Genomic DNA, 15,378 nt, shown 5'->3' with positions numbered 1-15,378 from the left:
ATGAAATACATACTAATTCCATTTATTGCCCTAGGACTTGTTTTATCATTAATTATAAGGATTGAATATAATTGTAGTACAGGGCAAGACATGTTTCCTACTTATTATGCTAGTCCTTTCGTTTTTGCAGAACAATCTTTAGGAACTTCGTTAGAACGTTATTATAGTGTTTTTGGTGTAATTTGGAATACACTTGTTTGGAGTATTATACTAATTATACTTCAGTTAGTCATTTCAAAATTCATAAAATTCTACAACGAAAGTAAGGTAATCAAGGTTTTATACAGGATTTGTATTGGAATATTAATTATCTTTAGTAGTTTAAGTATAGCTTGGAATTCTCTTACAATAGGAGCTGGTTTTGAAGAAGGTTTCAATTATTGGTACATGGATTTAGATAAAAAAGCCAATAAATGGGGCGTAAAATGTGAGGGTAAATGGAAGTTTTGGCGTTGGGATTTTTGATAAAAAAAATCTTGTTTTATTATTAGACTTTAAAACGTAAATTTTATTATATTAGCGGTCATTTTATCCTTACTTTATGATTGATTTACCTAACTTACGTAAAAAAGAAAAGCCTTTTATGGCTCTTACTAGCTTGACTATCAAAGAGTTTGATGAGTTATTAGCTACTTTTTCTCCACTTTGGGAAAAACATTATATGTATTATGACCTCAAAGGAAAGGCTAGAAATAAGCCCACCTTCCGAGAACACGCAAAAATACAACTAAAAGGTAGTGAAATGAAACTTTTTTTTATCCTTTACTACTTGAAAAACAACCCTTTACAGGAATCTTTAGCTCTTACTTTTGATGTTTCTCAAGGAAAAGTTAATCAATGGATTAACAGCCTTCTTCCCATTTTAAAAGAAAGTTTAAGAAAAATTAATGTATTGCCTGCAAGAAATGAATCGGAATGGACAATAAAACTTGCAGATCGTGTTGAAGAAGCAGGTAAAGCCTTAGAGTTATGGGTAGATGGAAGCGAACGTGAAATTCCTCGTCCCTCCGATTACAAAGCTCAAAAAGAAGTATATAGTGGAAAAAAAAAAGCACACTATAAAAAATACTTTAGTTACAGATAAACATCAAGAGGTAGTTTTTTTAGGAGATACAGAAACAGGAAAAGTACACGATAAACGTTTATTAGAAGAAGATGATATTACCTTTCCTGAGGGAACTATTCTTCATCAAGATACTGGTTATCAAGGTCATAGACCTAAAGGTGTCCTTATTGAGCAACCCAAAAAAAAGCCTAGAGGAAAAGAATTATCGGAGCAGGACAAGGCTGAAAATAGTAAAAAGTCTAGTCGTAGAGTACGTGCAGAACACAGCATAGCAGGAGTAAAAAGACTTAGAATTGTCTTAGATGAAATCCGATTGTGGGGAGAAGAGGTAAGAGACCAAGTCATGGAAATTGCGTGTGGTATTCATAATTTAAGGGTAAAGACAAGAATAACCTATCAAAAATTATCGTAATAAAGTCTATTATCTACAAAAACTAATCACTTAAAAAATGGAACTTATATTCAAACATGGCTGGATACTATTCATTTTAGTAACACTGCTCAACGGTGTTATCCTAAAATTTAGAGCTAATAAGTACATAGAACAGAATCCTGAACTAAAAGAAGGGTATGATAACTACTTCAAAGGCTGGGTTTTCTTTGGAAATATTCCTTGGGTTATAATGGGAATAGGAGATTTGACAGGAATGACAAATAATATTTTTGAGTTTTTTGCTCCTAGAATGATGAATCCGATAGTATTATTTTTTCATTTTTCACTTATAGGATTATATATCCTAATGGCTTGGTGGGTTTATTTCAAAGGTGGAGCAGAGTTTATGGCAAATCATCCAGGACTTTTAAGAAATAATCCTAGTGCAAAGTATATCAAAATAACGATTCCTTTTATGCTTTTGGGAGGAGTAATAGCAATGATTTTTATGTGGAATTCTGTTATGCCAACACCTAAATTTTAAAACTACTCATTTCTCATGAATGACTACATAAAATTCATAGACAGCAATTCGATAAAACTAGGCAAAATAGCTTTCGAAATGAAAGACTACAACCTTAGCTTTACGAATTATAAAAAAGCAATAAAAAAACTCAAGCAATATAAAGGAAATGAAAAATATCCATTGCATTTGATTAGTCTTTTGGAAGAGAAAATCAATGAAGTTAAAGAAGAAGAAAAGCAAGAAAAAAACGAAAATAAATCTCAGTCTGCCTTAGAGTTTCAAAACTGGAATCTCTCTAAATCTTCATTTGTCAAGGGAAAACAATGTGTAAAATATCTGTATTTGGACAAACACAAGAAAAAAGAACGCACTCCACCAAGCGCAAAAACACTAGCACTTTTCAAAAAAGGACATCAATTTGAAGACCTTTTTAGAGAACAAAATTTTGAAAATGGAATCAATGTAAAAGAAAACCTAGGTTTCAATTTTGGTTATTTTCCTTCTTATACAGACTTTTTATTGAAAAAAAACGAAAAAATCACTCTTTTTGAAGCTACTTTTATAGAAAGTGATATTTTGGTCATGTGTGATGTGGTGGATAAAATAAGTGAAAACTTGTATGATTTTTATGAAATCAAATCTCATATTTATATGCAGGACGTAATTTGGAATGATTTGGCAATTCAATATTTCATCTGTAAACAAAAGTTTGGAGAAACAGCCATCAATACATTCAATGTCGTTTTGAGAGATGAAAATAACGAAGGAAATATAATTGATGTAAAAAATGAATTAGAGGAAAGAATAAAAGATATAGATTCATTAATACAAAAATTCAAAACTGTACTTGCGAGCGAAGAGCCAAAAATAGAAATGGGAGAGTATTGTCTTTCTCCTTATAAATGTGATTTTATGGAATATTGCGAGCAATTAAAATTGAATTTCAAGGCATAATTATATGTTTGCTTCTGAGGACGTATTTTCTTTAGCTTTAATTGAATACTTTTTTTTGTTTATGTCTATACAAGCAACATATTATACACTTAAAATTCATAACTCAGAAAGTAACTAAAACCAAGGTTTACAGGCTTATCATTTTGCCCAAAACCTGCAATCGTTGTGGGTTTAGCAAGTACATCATCTGGTTGATTGATTCGCATACGAATTCTGAACAAATAACTCATGTAGATATGCGATAAAAATCCTTTTCTAGCTAGATTTACTTTTAATCCAGCATTAATTTCTGCCCAACTAAAAGTTATATTATCTTCATTTAATTGTCTTGAAAAACGGGTACGTGGATTTTCGACAGCTTCTAAATCCCAATAACGATCATCAATATTATAATTTACTTTGTGAGAAAAGTTAGCAAAACCATATTTTGCTCCCAAAACAATAGCTTCTCTATCCAAAAGACGGTGTATTACATTATATTCCACACCTATTGTACCAAAATAACCTACATTTTGATACTCAAAAGAATTTGGAATATCTTTGAAGGAAAGTGCATCACCATAACCACCTTCCAAAACAGCAAACCAAATATTGTTCAAGGTAATTTCTGCATTACCATTAAAACGCAAAATATTTGGATTACGAGCATTATTAATCATAGACCACATATCTAATCCCAAACGAAAAGAAATAGGTGTATAAACGGCTGGAGACTTTGGTTCTTTTTTCTTTTTTACAACTACTTGTGTAGTATCATTTGTTGTAAATTGTGCCAAAACAGTATTCATTCCAAAAAATGAAATAAATAATAGAGTTGTCAAAAAAAATGGTGTAAAAAAATTAAAATATTTTTTTTTCATTATAGTTACAATTAAATCTATTTTAACTTATCGAATAATTCTGATATGAGGTAAAGGATTATCTGCATTGATTTCTTTCAATTCTTCTCTTATTACCTTCGCACTAGTAAAAGTACTGTAAAGAATTTCTACGTTATTAATGGCTTCATCATACCCACAATCAGGAGGTAAAATTTCTACATTGACTCTATATTTCATTGTCAAAGTATCTTGAATAGTATCACGAACCGAATTTAGAGTTCTATATTTATAAAAAACAAACATTGTTGTATCTACACGAGTGAAAATAGGCAGTTCGAAAGTCTTCAATTTATTTGTAGAATCGTATAGCGCAGTAGGCATTACTTCATTAGTACGAGTAAAAACCCCTACAATTTTATTAAATGCTGTGTCTATAGCTACTTCACTATCTTCGTTTGCATAAAAGGAAATAGCTGCAAATTGTACATTATCACTAATAAAAGTGCAGTTTTCACAACTAGAGAGTAAAAAAGGAAAACAAATAAGAGAAGAGTATAAAAGTCTTAACACGTATTTAGAATGAAGATTTGGCATAAATCAAGTTTTAAATAAAATTTGTAGCCACAAAAGTAACAAAGAGTTTGATAAAACTCTCTAAAGTAATTCTCTAATTTTGATTTTTAATAGAATTTATAAGCACAAACAAAAAACCTATTCAATTTTAACACTTTGAATAGGCTTTATACAAATAGATAGAAAGTTTTGGGTTAAGTAACTGGGCAAAATTATTTATAGGTTATTACAATCTGTCTGAAATTTTAAAAGTGGCTTGACAGTTTAAACTTTCAGGTTCTAATTTTTTTTAAAATTCTCACTAATTTCAATTTTTTACGTAGTTTTTGCATTTCTTTTTCAATCAAATTCCATTCAGCTATTGGAATTTGCACAGCTATTTTATTTCCTTCTGTATCAACTAAATAGGTAGTATTCATATAATTATATTTTTTAATGTTCTTCATAATTAACGCAAAAACTCTACTCTAAGTTTATTACTCTTTATCTTTTAATTTAAGCAAACTCATCAAATTTTGAAGGTTGCTAGATAATTGTGCATTTTCTAATTTAACTTTAATTGAAACCTCCTCAAAAGAATGTTTATCTTTCTTTTGGGGAGGTTTTTTTATAGAGTTTTATGTATAAAGCAGTTGATAATTTCTTGATTTAACAAAGTCTTCAAACTCTGTATTTTTCGTTGCAGGAAATTCTGTTTCAATTTCGCTATTCAAAATTTCTATTACTTTATGTCCTATCAAATTGTTGTTTTCTCCTCTTAAAGCCTTTTCATACCAATTTATTAAATCTACTTCTGTTACAATAGTCTGAATTTTTGACTTCCAACCAATTTGATTAAGAAGAGAAAGAATTATTTTTTGTTCAGCTTTTTTACATACAATTACTATTCTATCTGCTGTAATAGAATTGACAATATTTTCAGCCATTTCTTCATTTAATGAAAGATGTTTTATTTGAATTGCTAAACCAAAACTAGACCACATATCCAACCCTCTATCTGCTGCATTAGTAACTCCAACTCTATGAATTTTTGCTTTAGTTTTAAAGTTATTTTTGTCTGTGGATAGATTTAAAATGCGAGAAGTAAAATCAGAAAACTCTTCTAAAATAGGCTTTTTAGAGGGGCTGTAAGAAACTTCAATATCAATTTCTAGCACTTCAACGAGTGAAGAAAAAAGGGCAAAAACGATTATTTCATAAATTTTATCGAGACTTCTTTTTAAGAGCCTGTTCGAGTTTTTATTTTTTATTTCTTTTAGCTCCTTTGTTTATGAGATTCAAAATCATAGCTAAATACACAAATGCCTTTGCAGATTTTCTTGTTTTTTCATAATCTACTTTTAGTCTTCGGTTCTGATTGAGCCACGCAAATGTTCTTTCTACAACCCATCTTTTGGGTTGTGGAACAAATGCTTTATCATCTTTTTTTTCTCTTCTTGGACTATTGACAATTTCCACTTGCACTCCTGTTTGACTAAATATTTCAGTAGCCAAAGCCCCACTTCTATACCCTGCATCAGCAAGAATTTTGAAAAATGGTCTGCCTCTAAACTGAGCTAAATACGACAAATAAGCAAGTTGATTTACATCGGCTTGATTGGCTGGACTAATCTCTAATTCTAGTAAATTTCCTTGCGTATCTACTAAAATATGCCGTTTCCGTCCTTTTTTGAGCTTATAGCCGTCCACTCCTATCGCCTCTCCTCCATAAACACTCTGAACACTTTGAGAGTCTATACAACCCAAAGAAGGTCTTGGATTTCTACCTTGTGCTATACGTTCCCTTCTAACAAGCTTATCTAACAGCTTTTTATACCAACCTGTCTGCTGCCACTTACTGAAATAATCATACAAGCTACTCCAAGGAACACCATAACTACTAGGAAGCAAACGCCAACTGCTACCTGAACGAGTAAGATAGAATAGACCAGAAAATAAATTATACAAACTGTGTTTGCGTTTTCTTTTCAAATACGAAGAAGGTATAAATTTTTTCATATATTGCCAAAGAGCATCAGATAAATATTCATTAGTAAACATAGAAATTGATATTTTAATTAGTAACTGAAAATCAATTACTTAACTAATAAAAAAATCTGATGTTCTTTTTTTTTAAACTAAACTCGAACAGGCTCTAAACCTTTTTCCTTCCAAAATAAATCTAAAAACTCTGTGAGCTGAAAATTGCTTCTATCATGTAATTTGCAATAATCTAAAGCACTATTCATTTGAGTAAAACGCTTTGAAAATTGTGTGTAAATATGTGCTTCTATAATTCCATTTTTCGCTCTGTTTTCTTTTCCCAATATCTCTAATAAAGCAGGAGGAATAGCATTTTGATTGAAAATATCATCTTGATAACGAGCTGATGAAGTACTGACTCTACCCAGAAACTGCATACAAATTATGTCTCGCCATTTTTTAGAAGGATTGCGATAAGTTTCTAAATTAGAAAGGTCAATATCTCTTTCTACTCTATCCCTATAAAGAATTTCAGCAATTTGTATAGGTTTATACAAATGAACTCTTGATTTTTGGATAACTTTATCTAGTGCCTGTATTGCTATTTGAATATTCATAATTAGATTCTAAAATAGTAAGTTGTCTTGTAATTGGAAGAATTTTTTTGCTTTCCATTGCCTCCATCATTTTTTCTGCAACAGCTTCAAAAACTGGAATGGCGACACTATTTCCTGTCAGTTTTCGCATTGCTGTATAACTAACCACAACTTTAAAATCTTCTGGAAAGCCTTGTAAACGTAAAAGTTCTCTTTCTGAAAGTCTTCTATTTCCATTTACTAATAAATAATTGTAAGAACCTCCTGCACGTAAAGCACAAGAATAAGGCAAAACTGAAATATTTCCACCTTTGTTTTCGTGCCAAATAGAGGGAAAAAAGGGTTCTTTTTTTAATCTTGCTTGTCTTTTATCTAAAATTTTTTGAGAAGCAAAAAGTTTTTTATCTACTTCATTTTCAGGTGTCAAAAATTCAGAAAGTGGTGGGTATTCTCCTAAAGGCTTGGGAAACTGGAAGTTTATGTTTTCTCTAAAACCTACAATAATTGTACGCTCTCTTTTTTGTGGAAGTCCAAAATCTAAAGCATTTAAAACTGTATGATGTACAAAATATCCTAACTCTTCTAGTTTTTGTAAAATAACTTTAAAAGTTCGCCCTTTATCATGTGAACGTAACTGTTTTACATTTTCTAAGACAAATGAATAAGGTTTTTTTTCTTTGAGAATTTCTTCAATATTAAAAAAAAGAGTTCCTCTAGTATCCGAAAAACCTTCTCTATTTCCAATTACTGAAAAAGGCTGACAAGGAAACCCTGCTAATAAAATATCATGATTTGGTATTTCTTGTGGCAGAATTTGAGTAATATCTCCAAAGGGTTTTTCATCAAAATTTGCTTCATACATTTTTTGAGCATCTTTATCCCATTCTGAAGTAAATACATTTTGACAATTATATTTTTTAAAAGCTAAACGTAATCCTCCAATTCCTGCAAATAAATCTATTGTCTTTAATTTTTTCATAAAATTTTATTTTAAAACTATAATACTATTCCCTACAATCTATTCCTTCAATTTCAAATAAATAGTTTTTCCTTTTGGAATGGCTACATTAGGATTTAAAGATTGTGATACAATTCTTCCTTTTCCTTCAAAGGCGACTTTCATTCCTAAGTTTTCCAACAAATAAAGTGCATCACGAAGGCGCATTCCACGCACATCAGGAACAAGACTTGCAGCAGCTTGATTGTCTATCCACATAACTGTATCGGTTGCAACTTTCGTTTTTACCCATTGCTGAACCGTTTGGTTTTCTGTTTTGATTCCTAATTGAGAACATACCAAATCCAAATCTGGACGATAACCAGCACGAATAAAAGGCAAACGCATGTGTAAACTATCAGTTGCTGTTGGCTCAACTTCTGAAAGAGGCTTGTGCAAATAACGTTGATAAACTACATCAGAAACCTTACGAAAAATAGGTGCAGCTACTTCAGAAGCATAACGCTTATCTGTTTTTGGGTCGTCAATGACTACAATACACGAGTATTTTGGATTGTCAGCAGGAAAATAACCAGCAAAAGAAGTATAGTGGTCTTCGGTATATTCTCCATTTCTGACCTTTTCGGCAGTTCCTGTTTTTCCTGCAATTTGATAGATTTTTGTGTCAATTTTTTTGGCAGTTCCATTTTCTACTGCACCACGAAGCATTGTTTGTAATATTTTGACTGTTTTTTCTGAAAGTGTTTGTTTGTTTAATACTTTAGAATCAAAACTTTTTAGTGTTTTTCCTGCTTGTCTTGTCTGGCTTACAATAATTGGCTCAACCATTACTCCATTATTAGCAACCGTATTATAAAATGAAAGTGTTTGAAGAGGAGATAATTTAAGCTCATAACCAATAGACATCCAAGGAAGTGTACTTCCACTCCACGAAGAGTCAGAAGGAGATTTGATATAAGGCTGTGCTTCTCCTGCCATTTGAAAACCTAACGGACGAGAAAGCCCAAATTTTTTGAGATATTCGTAATACTTTTCAGGATTTTTACGGAAATACTTCCACACCAAAAGCGACATTCCAACATTAGATGACTTTTCAAAAACTTCTTGTACACTTAATTTTCCAAGCGCAGCCACATCACGCATAATTGCATCATCGTAATACTTATGAACTCCATCACCTGTTTGGACACTATCTGATAATGAAATGGGAATTTCTTCATCTTCAAAAAGTGCAGCCATAGACATCAACTTAAATGTAGATCCAGGTTCGGCAAGTCCCATATCTCCGACAGCATAATTATTGTTTTCTACATACGAACCGTTTGAGTTTATTCCCAAGTTTACAAGAGCCTTTATTTCTCCTGTTGCTACTTCCATTAAAATAACTGAACCATATTCTGCTTTATACTGACGAAGTGCATTTTGTAGAATCTGATGGACTGTATCTTGCAGATTTATATCAATCGTAGTCTGAATATCAATCCCTGGTTTGGGTCTGACTTGCGACATATCATCAACAGGCTTCCAAAAACCACCTGCAATAAGTTCGTACAATGCCTCACCTGCCACACCTTGCAACTCACTATTAAAACTATACTCCAATCCTCTACCGTTCAAGGATTGAGTGGTATCTTCTTCGGTTACAAAGCCAATAGTACGTCTTGCAAGTTCTCCAAAAGGTAAAAAACGTCTGTCGGTTTGTTCGTAAATTACGCCTCCTTTATTTCTACCTTCTCTAAAAATGGGAAATTTAGATAGTTTTTTATAGTTTTCGTGGTCAATTAATTCTTTACTAATTACGTAATATTTCTTTTTGTTTTTACGATAGTCTCTTAAAATATTTACATAATAACTAGGCTCTTCTTCCTTATAAAACTTAGATAAGAGCATTCCTAAAGAATCAATTCCACCTTCAAAAATGCTGCTATCTGCCACTGTTGGGTCAATAGCAACACGATAAAAAGGCAAAGAAGTAGCCAAAAGACTGCCATCATCTGCCAAAATGCTTCCTCTAGTCGGTTGTACATCACGCATTTCTACACCTCTAGCTTTACTGCTCCAACGCTCGCCTTCTACAATCTGAATGTTCATCATTTTATAAACAATCACTAAGGCAATCAGTGAAACCACCAAAAAAGCGATTCGGACACGAGCGAGTATGTATTTTCTTATTCCTGTTTTTGCCATAAATCAATTACGAATTACGAATTACGGATTACGAATTACGAATTACGGATTACGAATTACGAACTATGAATTAAAAATTACGACTACTAAATTTAGCATAGAAATAGTAGTTTATCGTAATTCGTAATTGACAATTCGTAATTGGCTATTCCGATATTCTTACTAATGGTTTTTCTCTTTCTTTTAAGCCTAATTGTTCAGCTTTTTTAGCTACTACTTGTCTTCTGCTATCATATACATAACGAGTTTGTAAAGCATGATAATCGATTTGATATTCTTCTACTTCTTGACGAAGCTGAGTAACTTCTCTAACTACTCGTTCTGTATAATGACGATTTGCAATATAGATAATTCCAAAAAAAGAAACATACAAAACATAAGGCATTATTCGGAATAAAAAATCTTGGTCAATGGTAAAATCCCACTCAGCTAGATTTCTCCAAAAGCCTCTTTTTGTAGGAATTTTGATTTCTTTTTCTTCCTCAATATGTTTGAATGTGTTTTGAATTTTTGCCATTTTTCTTAAATTATTAAAATACCGTAACTTATTAGCGAGTGATTAATATGATTTTTATGATAAAATGAAGATAAATACCAATACATTTTTGAAATTTCATTTGAAATTAACTGGTAACTAATTACTCCTCACTGGTAACTGATTTCTCTCCACATCCTTCAAACATTTGATTGTCATATAAAAAGAAAGTGTGATAACCATAATCTTTGTCCGACATTCCGTCTGAACAAGCACACTCTTCTCCTTTTTTGACGACTAATTGCGCTTGTTTTCCGTCTTGGTCTTCCAAAAAATAAGTCATAAAATATTCTATGGGTCTGCTTTCTGCTGCTTTCGGTTCTACATATTCGAAAGTTATAGAATCTAATCCATATTTTGAAAACAAAATACCACTTTTACGAACTTCTGCACTCCAAAAAGGTTCAGTTCCAAAACTTTTAAATAAAACTTCATCTGTTCCTATTTGGATAGGGGCTTTTTTGACTTTCTTTTGTTCTTCATTTTTTTCTTCTACTTTTTTATCAGATTCGTCTGTACTTGCGTGACTTTTTGAAGGCGAATCACAAGAAAAGCAAAGAAATAATATAAATATAGGAATAATAAATTTCATAGTGTTTTAGATTAAATAAGTGAACTAGAAACCGTCAACGAGGTCAAGACCGTCGTTGAGGATAGAAATTAAAAACCAAGAGCTTGTTGAAATTCGGCTACTCTACGGTCTTTTTCTTCGTTTCTGATTTCATCCATTTTTTGTTCGATTTCTAGTTCAAGTTTTGTTTCTTCATCAAGAGCATTTTTGAGTACAATAAGTGATTGATAAGCATCTTTACGAGTTTGAACAAACGAATTTGTTTTGGCTTGATAAACTAAATAATCAATTCCTTTTTTTTGAATATCTTTAGGTTGATTGATAAGATATTGCGTAAAATGATTGAGAAAATAACTCATTTCTGAACCCGAAATTCTATTCATATTTTTCACAAACCAATCATATTTTCCTTCAATTCCATAAACAGAATAATATTCTCCTAAAGCATAAACGACATGACGCTCTTCAATATTTTCGAAAGGCTCAACTTTATCCAACGCCTCTGCACCATATACATTTATCAATGAATAAATTGTATTACTGATCACAAAATAAGAAGAATCTTTTAGAGTTTGTTCCCAAAGTTGAGGAAAAGCTCCATACTGTGAAACAATATCAATAGCAGAGGCACGAGTTAGGTTATCTTTATCATTAAGAGCCATTTCTTTGAGTAAAGTTACGACTTCTGTAATATGTTTTTCAACATCTTCTGCTTCTGGATTTTCTAAATTTGCAAGATTATATTCTCCTAGCGAACGAATAGCCTGTGTTCTATATGCTGCAAAATCATTATTTTTTGCTACTTCCATTAATAAATTAAAAGTTGTATCATTTTCTACCGAACCAGCCAAATTATATAAAGCTGCTATTTTTGGAATATAATTTTCATAATACTTTGCTTGCAAACGCCATTCTTGATGTGTTTTTTCTTCTTGATTTTTTTGAGCTAAAAGATAACCAGAAGGATCAAAGACAACTAACTCTGGTTTTGATTCCGTTTTAAATTCAAAAATCTGTTCTGCTTTATCTAAGGTAAATTTATGTCTTGTAGATTTTCCATTTTCCCAAATATCCACTTCTAAAGGTAGGCGATAAATAGGAGAATAACGCAAATCTTGTGTCTGCGTAATGGTCATTTTGAGCGTTCCATCTTGGTAATTTTGTTCAATATTTAGTTCTGGATGCCCTGCTTCCATAAACCATTGATTAAAAAACCACTTTAAATCCATTCCTGTAACTTCCTCTGCTATTAATCTCAAATTATCTAATTCTACGGATTTGAAAGCATTTGCTTTTACGTATTTTTGAAGCGTAATTTTGAAGGCTTCATCTCCAATATGATAACGCAACATATTCAAAACTACTGCACCTTTTGCATAAGAATGAGAATCAAACATATCATCCTCACTTGTATAAAAATAACGAATAATAGGCTCTCTTTTGGCTTGAGATTCTCTAAAATAGCTTGTTTTTTCATTGGCAATATTTTGGTCGGCATCTTTTTTTCCTTTGCTATGCTCTAACCAAAGATACTCTCCATAATCAGCAAAAGATTCGTTCATGGCAAGATTTGCCCAAGATTCTGCTGTCATCAAATCTCCAAACCATTGATGGAAGAGTTCATGAGAAATAATTCCTTCCCAGTCGTGGTCTTGAACCGAACGCTTATCTACTAAAAGCCCTTCCATAAAAACGGAAGCACTTGTATTTTCCATTGCACCCGAAGTATAATCACGAACGATAATTTGAGCGTATTTTTCCCAAGGATATGGATAATCTAAGTAGTTGGAATAAAATTCTATCATTTCAGGCGTTTTACCAAAAACATCTTTTGCATACGGAGCGTGCCATTTTTCGGTGTAATAATACAAAGGGACATCTTTCCATTTGTCTTCAATAATTGCAAATTCTCCTACGGCAACCATTGTAAGGTAGGGCGCATGAGGCTTTTCCATTTTCCAATAATCGGTACGTGTTCCGTCATTATTTTTTTGAGAAGAAACAAGTCTTCCATTTGAAAGTGTCTGTAAAGAATCAGCTACAGTAATTAAAACTTCTTGTGTTCCTCTAAAATTAGAACCTTCAAAAGTTGGAAACCACATGGAATTGTTTGACGTTTCGCCTTGTGTCCAAATCTGTTTTGGTTTTCCTTTTGTTTTGCCTTCTGGGTTGATAAAGAAAAAACCTTCTTCTTCAATATTTGAAAGTACACTATTTGTCCAAATTGCCTCATTTGGTTTGGCTATATAATTTATTTCTACTGTTATTTTTTCATCTTTTTTATATTCTCTATCCAAACGAATAGTGAGCCACTTTCCATCATAATCCCAACGCAACGGCTTTGTAGTTTGGTTTTTTGAACTTCCTGCCAAGAGTTTTATAGATTCTATTGCTAGTCCTTTTGCATCTAAATCAATTTTATTTTGGTCATAAAAATGAGGCTGAACTGTCAGAGTAGCTGTTGAGTAAACCCACTGTCTTTCCCAATCTGGAGTAATATTAAGTTTTGTATGAAGTAAATCAAATTCTTTTGTTTTGGTAGCATGATAACTTCCTTTTTTGGGTTTCCAAATTGGCTCTGGAATATCTTTTTTAAATTGATTTTCAGATTCTTCTATCGGAACAAGAAATTCATTGGCTGTATTTGTTGTGTCTTTTTTAGTGGAATTATCCGTGGTAGATTGTGTAGGTTTACACGACGACACAAAAAGCGAAGTAGAAACGAAAAAAAGAACTGCAAAAAATGTAGGCACAAACTGAGCAGAAAAAAAAGAAGGGAAACGTAGCGATTTATTCATACTGAAAAAAGATTTTTGTAAAATTTTATACAACTTACAAAAAAACTCAAATTTAATGAATAAAAAAAGGGGAAAATCTTGAATTATCTTTTTAAAAAGGTAAGAAGGAACAACAACTATCCAAGTTGAACTATTATCAAGAGCTTTTTTTGTAAAAGACTATTGAGAATTTTGTATTTTATAGACAAGGGAAAATCGTCGTACTCCAAATTTAGATAACTATTTTGTATCTTTAAACTGAGAGCAAATAATCAATAATAAAAGCTCTAAAAGTTTAATTTTACTTTAGATACACCACAAACTGATATTAAAATGAAGTTACCTCAATTTTTTTCTAAAATATTCTTTATTGTAACAATAGTAGTTTTTTCAAGTACTTTGACTTCTTGTGAAAGAGATGAAGATAATAATAATGATTGTATTTCTTTAGCCAATGATATTACTGTTACTGCCCAAGCTTATTCTTCTGACCCAAATTCAGTTGCAAACTGTAATGCCTATAAAGCTGCTTTAGAAGCATATATTTCAGGTTGTTATAGTAGTGCTGATATTTCTTCTTTTCAAGAAACACTTAGGGATTTGGACTGTGAGTAAGGAAAAACACACTCTGTGAAAAAAGTTTTTTTTGTAAAGAGTGTGTTTCAGATTCTTTCTAAGAAAGTTTATTCTTAAACATTTCATAACCAATTTCTCGAACTAATTGAAATTCATTACTTTCTTTCCAAATTCCGATACTTGGATGAGAAACTCCATTAAAAGTAGAAGTTTTGACCATTGTATAATGAATCATATCATCAAAAACGATTTTAATCATTGATTTTTAATTTGTTCTACCAAATTCTACTAATTGAACTGCTATCTAAGTAATCATCAAAAATAACATCACAACTTACCAAATTCATGTTCTCAGATGATGCTTGTACAAAAAGTAATCTATCAAATGGGTCTTTATGAAAATACGGTAAATTTCTCAGCAAAAATGTATGTTCTATTTTTATAGGAAGGATTTGTATTCCATTTTCCCAAACTAATTTTTGTAGTTCTTCCATTGACAAATCCATCTCCAATTTGTCTATACTTATTTTAATAACAATTTCCCAAAAACTTACTACACTCACAAATATAGTATTCTTCGGTTCTTGTATAGTTTTTCTTGCCTTATTACTTAATTTTTTATCGCCTTCAAAAAACCAAATTAAAGCATGTGTATCTAGCAAAATATTCATTCAATTTTTTGATTAATTGGGCATATATTCGTCAAAATGGTCTAAAGGTTCATCAAAATCATCACTCATTCTGAATTTTCCTTTTGCACAACCAAATTGAGGAGTTTTCTTTGTCTTAGTTTCTGAAAACTGTTTTGTGAGTAAATAATCCATAAAATTTAATAACTCTTGTTTTAAGTTGTCAGAGTTAAGTAAAAATAGCTTTGAGTATATTTCTTGGTCTTTCATATTT

At 31.5% G+C, this 15,378-nt stretch carries 19 protein-coding genes and 1 pseudogene; 6 read left to right on the top strand and 14 right to left on the bottom strand.

The annotated features are described in order from the left end of the window. From ACE193_RS08200 to ACE193_RS08180, 5 genes are all read left to right on the top strand, one after another. Entirely contained in the window at nt 1-465 is a 465-nt protein-coding gene (locus ACE193_RS08200; RefSeq protein ID WP_375562513.1) for a hypothetical protein, read from the top strand. Nucleotides 466-541: 76 nt separating this feature from the next. Beyond that, a complete protein-coding gene (locus ACE193_RS08195) occupies nt 542-1,084 on the top strand; it encodes a transposase family protein (RefSeq protein ID WP_375558620.1) in 543 nt (180 codons plus the stop codon). Further along, nucleotides 1,038-1,478 (top strand): transposase family protein, encoded by a 441-nt coding sequence (locus tag ACE193_RS08190; RefSeq protein ID WP_375558619.1) that lies wholly within the window; start codon nt 1,038-1,040, stop codon nt 1,476-1,478. The genes ACE193_RS08195 and ACE193_RS08190 overlap by 47 nt, the downstream gene beginning before the upstream one ends. Nucleotides 1,479-1,515: 37 nt before the next feature. After that, nucleotides 1,516-1,983, top strand: coding sequence for a hypothetical protein (locus tag ACE193_RS08185; protein ID WP_375562512.1), 468 nt, complete (start codon nt 1,516-1,518; stop codon nt 1,981-1,983). A gap of 15 nt (nt 1,984-1,998) precedes the next feature. After that, the gene (locus ACE193_RS08180; RefSeq protein ID WP_375562511.1) at nt 1,999-2,919 is read left to right on the top strand and encodes a hypothetical protein; all 921 of its coding nucleotides are present in this window, start codon (nt 1,999-2,001) and stop codon (nt 2,917-2,919) included. A gap of 89 nt (nt 2,920-3,008) precedes the next feature. Here ACE193_RS08180 and ACE193_RS08175 read toward each other — a convergent pair whose 3' ends face one another. The 11 genes from ACE193_RS08175 to ACE193_RS08125 form a co-directional block, all read right to left on the bottom strand. Next, nucleotides 3,009-3,740: a DUF6048 family protein gene (locus ACE193_RS08175; protein ID WP_375562510.1), complete on the bottom strand. Its 732-nt coding sequence runs from the start codon at nt 3,738-3,740 to the stop codon at nt 3,009-3,011. Nucleotides 3,741-3,806: 66 nt separating this feature from the next. Beyond that, the gene (locus tag ACE193_RS08170) at nt 3,807-4,334 is read right to left on the bottom strand and encodes a DUF6452 family protein (protein WP_375562509.1); all 528 of its coding nucleotides are present in this window, start codon (nt 4,332-4,334) and stop codon (nt 3,807-3,809) included. Nucleotides 4,335-4,585: 251 nt separating this feature from the next. Then, complete coding sequence (locus ACE193_RS08165) at nt 4,586-4,732, bottom strand: hypothetical protein (RefSeq protein WP_375562508.1); 147 nt, start codon at nt 4,730-4,732, stop codon at nt 4,586-4,588. Nucleotides 4,733-4,930: 198 nt separating this feature from the next. Further along, the gene (locus ACE193_RS08160; protein WP_375563351.1) at nt 4,931-5,563 is read right to left on the bottom strand and encodes a HaeII family restriction endonuclease; all 633 of its coding nucleotides are present in this window, start codon (nt 5,561-5,563) and stop codon (nt 4,931-4,933) included. After that, nucleotides 5,553-6,353, bottom strand: a complete 801-nt coding sequence (locus tag ACE193_RS08155) for an IS5 family transposase (protein WP_375558806.1) — start codon at nt 6,351-6,353, stop codon at nt 5,553-5,555. The genes ACE193_RS08160 and ACE193_RS08155 overlap by 11 nt, the downstream gene beginning before the upstream one ends. Nucleotides 6,354-6,430: 77 nt before the next feature. Beyond that, nucleotides 6,431-6,892, bottom strand: a complete 462-nt coding sequence (locus ACE193_RS08150; protein WP_375562507.1) for a HaeII family restriction endonuclease — start codon at nt 6,890-6,892, stop codon at nt 6,431-6,433. Continuing rightward, entirely contained in the window at nt 6,858-7,850 is a 993-nt protein-coding gene (gene dcm, locus ACE193_RS08145) for a DNA (cytosine-5-)-methyltransferase (RefSeq protein ID WP_375562506.1), read from the bottom strand. The genes ACE193_RS08150 and dcm overlap by 35 nt, the downstream gene beginning before the upstream one ends. A gap of 39 nt (nt 7,851-7,889) precedes the next feature. Continuing rightward, nucleotides 7,890-10,016, bottom strand: a complete 2,127-nt coding sequence (locus ACE193_RS08140) for a penicillin-binding protein (RefSeq protein ID WP_375562505.1) — start codon at nt 10,014-10,016, stop codon at nt 7,890-7,892. Nucleotides 10,017-10,161: 145 nt separating this feature from the next. Continuing rightward, nucleotides 10,162-10,533, bottom strand: a complete 372-nt coding sequence (locus tag ACE193_RS08135; protein ID WP_375562504.1) for an FtsL-like putative cell division protein — start codon at nt 10,531-10,533, stop codon at nt 10,162-10,164. A 121-nt stretch (nt 10,534-10,654) separates the two neighbouring features. After that, nucleotides 10,655-11,143, bottom strand: a complete 489-nt coding sequence (locus tag ACE193_RS08130) for a COG3650 family protein (RefSeq protein ID WP_375562503.1) — start codon at nt 11,141-11,143, stop codon at nt 10,655-10,657. 68 nt (nt 11,144-11,211) lie between these two features. After that, on the bottom strand, nt 11,212-13,920 hold the full coding sequence (locus tag ACE193_RS08125; RefSeq protein ID WP_375562502.1) for a M1 family aminopeptidase: 2,709 nt from the start codon (nt 13,918-13,920) through the stop codon (nt 11,212-11,214). A 312-nt stretch (nt 13,921-14,232) separates the two neighbouring features. Between ACE193_RS08125 and ACE193_RS08120 the strand changes: the two genes are divergently transcribed. Further along, complete coding sequence (locus tag ACE193_RS08120) at nt 14,233-14,514, top strand: hypothetical protein (RefSeq protein ID WP_375562501.1); 282 nt, start codon at nt 14,233-14,235, stop codon at nt 14,512-14,514. Between the two features lie 58 nt (nt 14,515-14,572). Here ACE193_RS08120 and ACE193_RS08115 read toward each other — a convergent pair. From ACE193_RS08115 to ACE193_RS08105, 3 genes and pseudogenes are all read right to left on the bottom strand, one after another. After that, nucleotides 14,573-14,728, bottom strand: a pseudogene (locus ACE193_RS08115) (carboxynorspermidine decarboxylase); the annotation flags it as partial. A 22-nt stretch (nt 14,729-14,750) separates the two neighbouring features. Continuing rightward, a complete protein-coding gene (locus tag ACE193_RS08110) occupies nt 14,751-15,146 on the bottom strand; it encodes a type II toxin-antitoxin system VapC family toxin (protein WP_375562500.1) in 396 nt (131 codons plus the stop codon). Between the two features lie 12 nt (nt 15,147-15,158). Next, nucleotides 15,159-15,374 carry a DUF2281 domain-containing protein gene (locus ACE193_RS08105; protein WP_375562499.1) on the bottom strand — a complete coding sequence of 72 codons (216 nt, stop codon included), beginning with the start codon at nt 15,372-15,374 and terminating at the stop codon, nt 15,159-15,161. Between the last annotated feature and the right edge of the window lie 4 nt (nt 15,375-15,378).

Source organism: Bernardetia aquimarina, from assembly GCF_042180575.1.
GTDB lineage: Bacteria > Bacteroidota > Bacteroidia > Cytophagales > Bernardetiaceae > Bernardetia.
Note: the sequence above shows the minus strand (reverse complement) of the source record. Positions and strands in the feature narration are given on the sequence as shown.

Excerpts from the sequence above, each read along its gene's own strand:
- ACE193_RS08165 (WP_375562508.1), bottom strand. The coding sequence starts at position 4,732 with ATGAATACTACCTATTTAGTTGATACAGAAGGAAATAAAATAGCTGTG.
- ACE193_RS08155 (WP_375558806.1), bottom strand. The coding sequence starts at position 6,353 with ATGTTTACTAATGAATATTTATCTGATGCTCTTTGGCAATATATGAAA.
- ACE193_RS08180 (WP_375562511.1), top strand. The coding sequence starts at position 1,999 with ATGAATGACTACATAAAATTCATAGACAGCAATTCGATAAAACTAGGC.
- ACE193_RS08185 (WP_375562512.1), top strand. The coding sequence starts at position 1,516 with ATGGAACTTATATTCAAACATGGCTGGATACTATTCATTTTAGTAACA.
- ACE193_RS08125 (WP_375562502.1), bottom strand. The coding sequence starts at position 13,920 with ATGAATAAATCGCTACGTTTCCCTTCTTTTTTTTCTGCTCAGTTTGTG.
- ACE193_RS08150 (WP_375562507.1), bottom strand. The coding sequence starts at position 6,892 with ATGAATATTCAAATAGCAATACAGGCACTAGATAAAGTTATCCAAAAA.
- dcm (WP_375562506.1), bottom strand. The coding sequence starts at position 7,850 with ATGAAAAAATTAAAGACAATAGATTTATTTGCAGGAATTGGAGGATTA.
- ACE193_RS08130 (WP_375562503.1), bottom strand. The coding sequence starts at position 11,143 with ATGAAATTTATTATTCCTATATTTATATTATTTCTTTGCTTTTCTTGT.
- ACE193_RS08120 (WP_375562501.1), top strand. The coding sequence starts at position 14,233 with ATGAAGTTACCTCAATTTTTTTCTAAAATATTCTTTATTGTAACAATA.
- ACE193_RS08200 (WP_375562513.1), top strand. The coding sequence starts at position 1 with ATGAAATACATACTAATTCCATTTATTGCCCTAGGACTTGTTTTATCA.
- ACE193_RS08110 (WP_375562500.1), bottom strand. The coding sequence starts at position 15,146 with ATGAATATTTTGCTAGATACACATGCTTTAATTTGGTTTTTTGAAGGC.
- ACE193_RS08105 (WP_375562499.1), bottom strand. The coding sequence starts at position 15,374 with ATGAAAGACCAAGAAATATACTCAAAGCTATTTTTACTTAACTCTGAC.
- ACE193_RS08195 (WP_375558620.1), top strand. The coding sequence starts at position 542 with ATGATTGATTTACCTAACTTACGTAAAAAAGAAAAGCCTTTTATGGCT.
- ACE193_RS08135 (WP_375562504.1), bottom strand. The coding sequence starts at position 10,533 with ATGGCAAAAATTCAAAACACATTCAAACATATTGAGGAAGAAAAAGAA.
- ACE193_RS08140 (WP_375562505.1), bottom strand. The coding sequence starts at position 10,016 with ATGGCAAAAACAGGAATAAGAAAATACATACTCGCTCGTGTCCGAATC.
- ACE193_RS08170 (WP_375562509.1), bottom strand. The coding sequence starts at position 4,334 with ATGCCAAATCTTCATTCTAAATACGTGTTAAGACTTTTATACTCTTCT.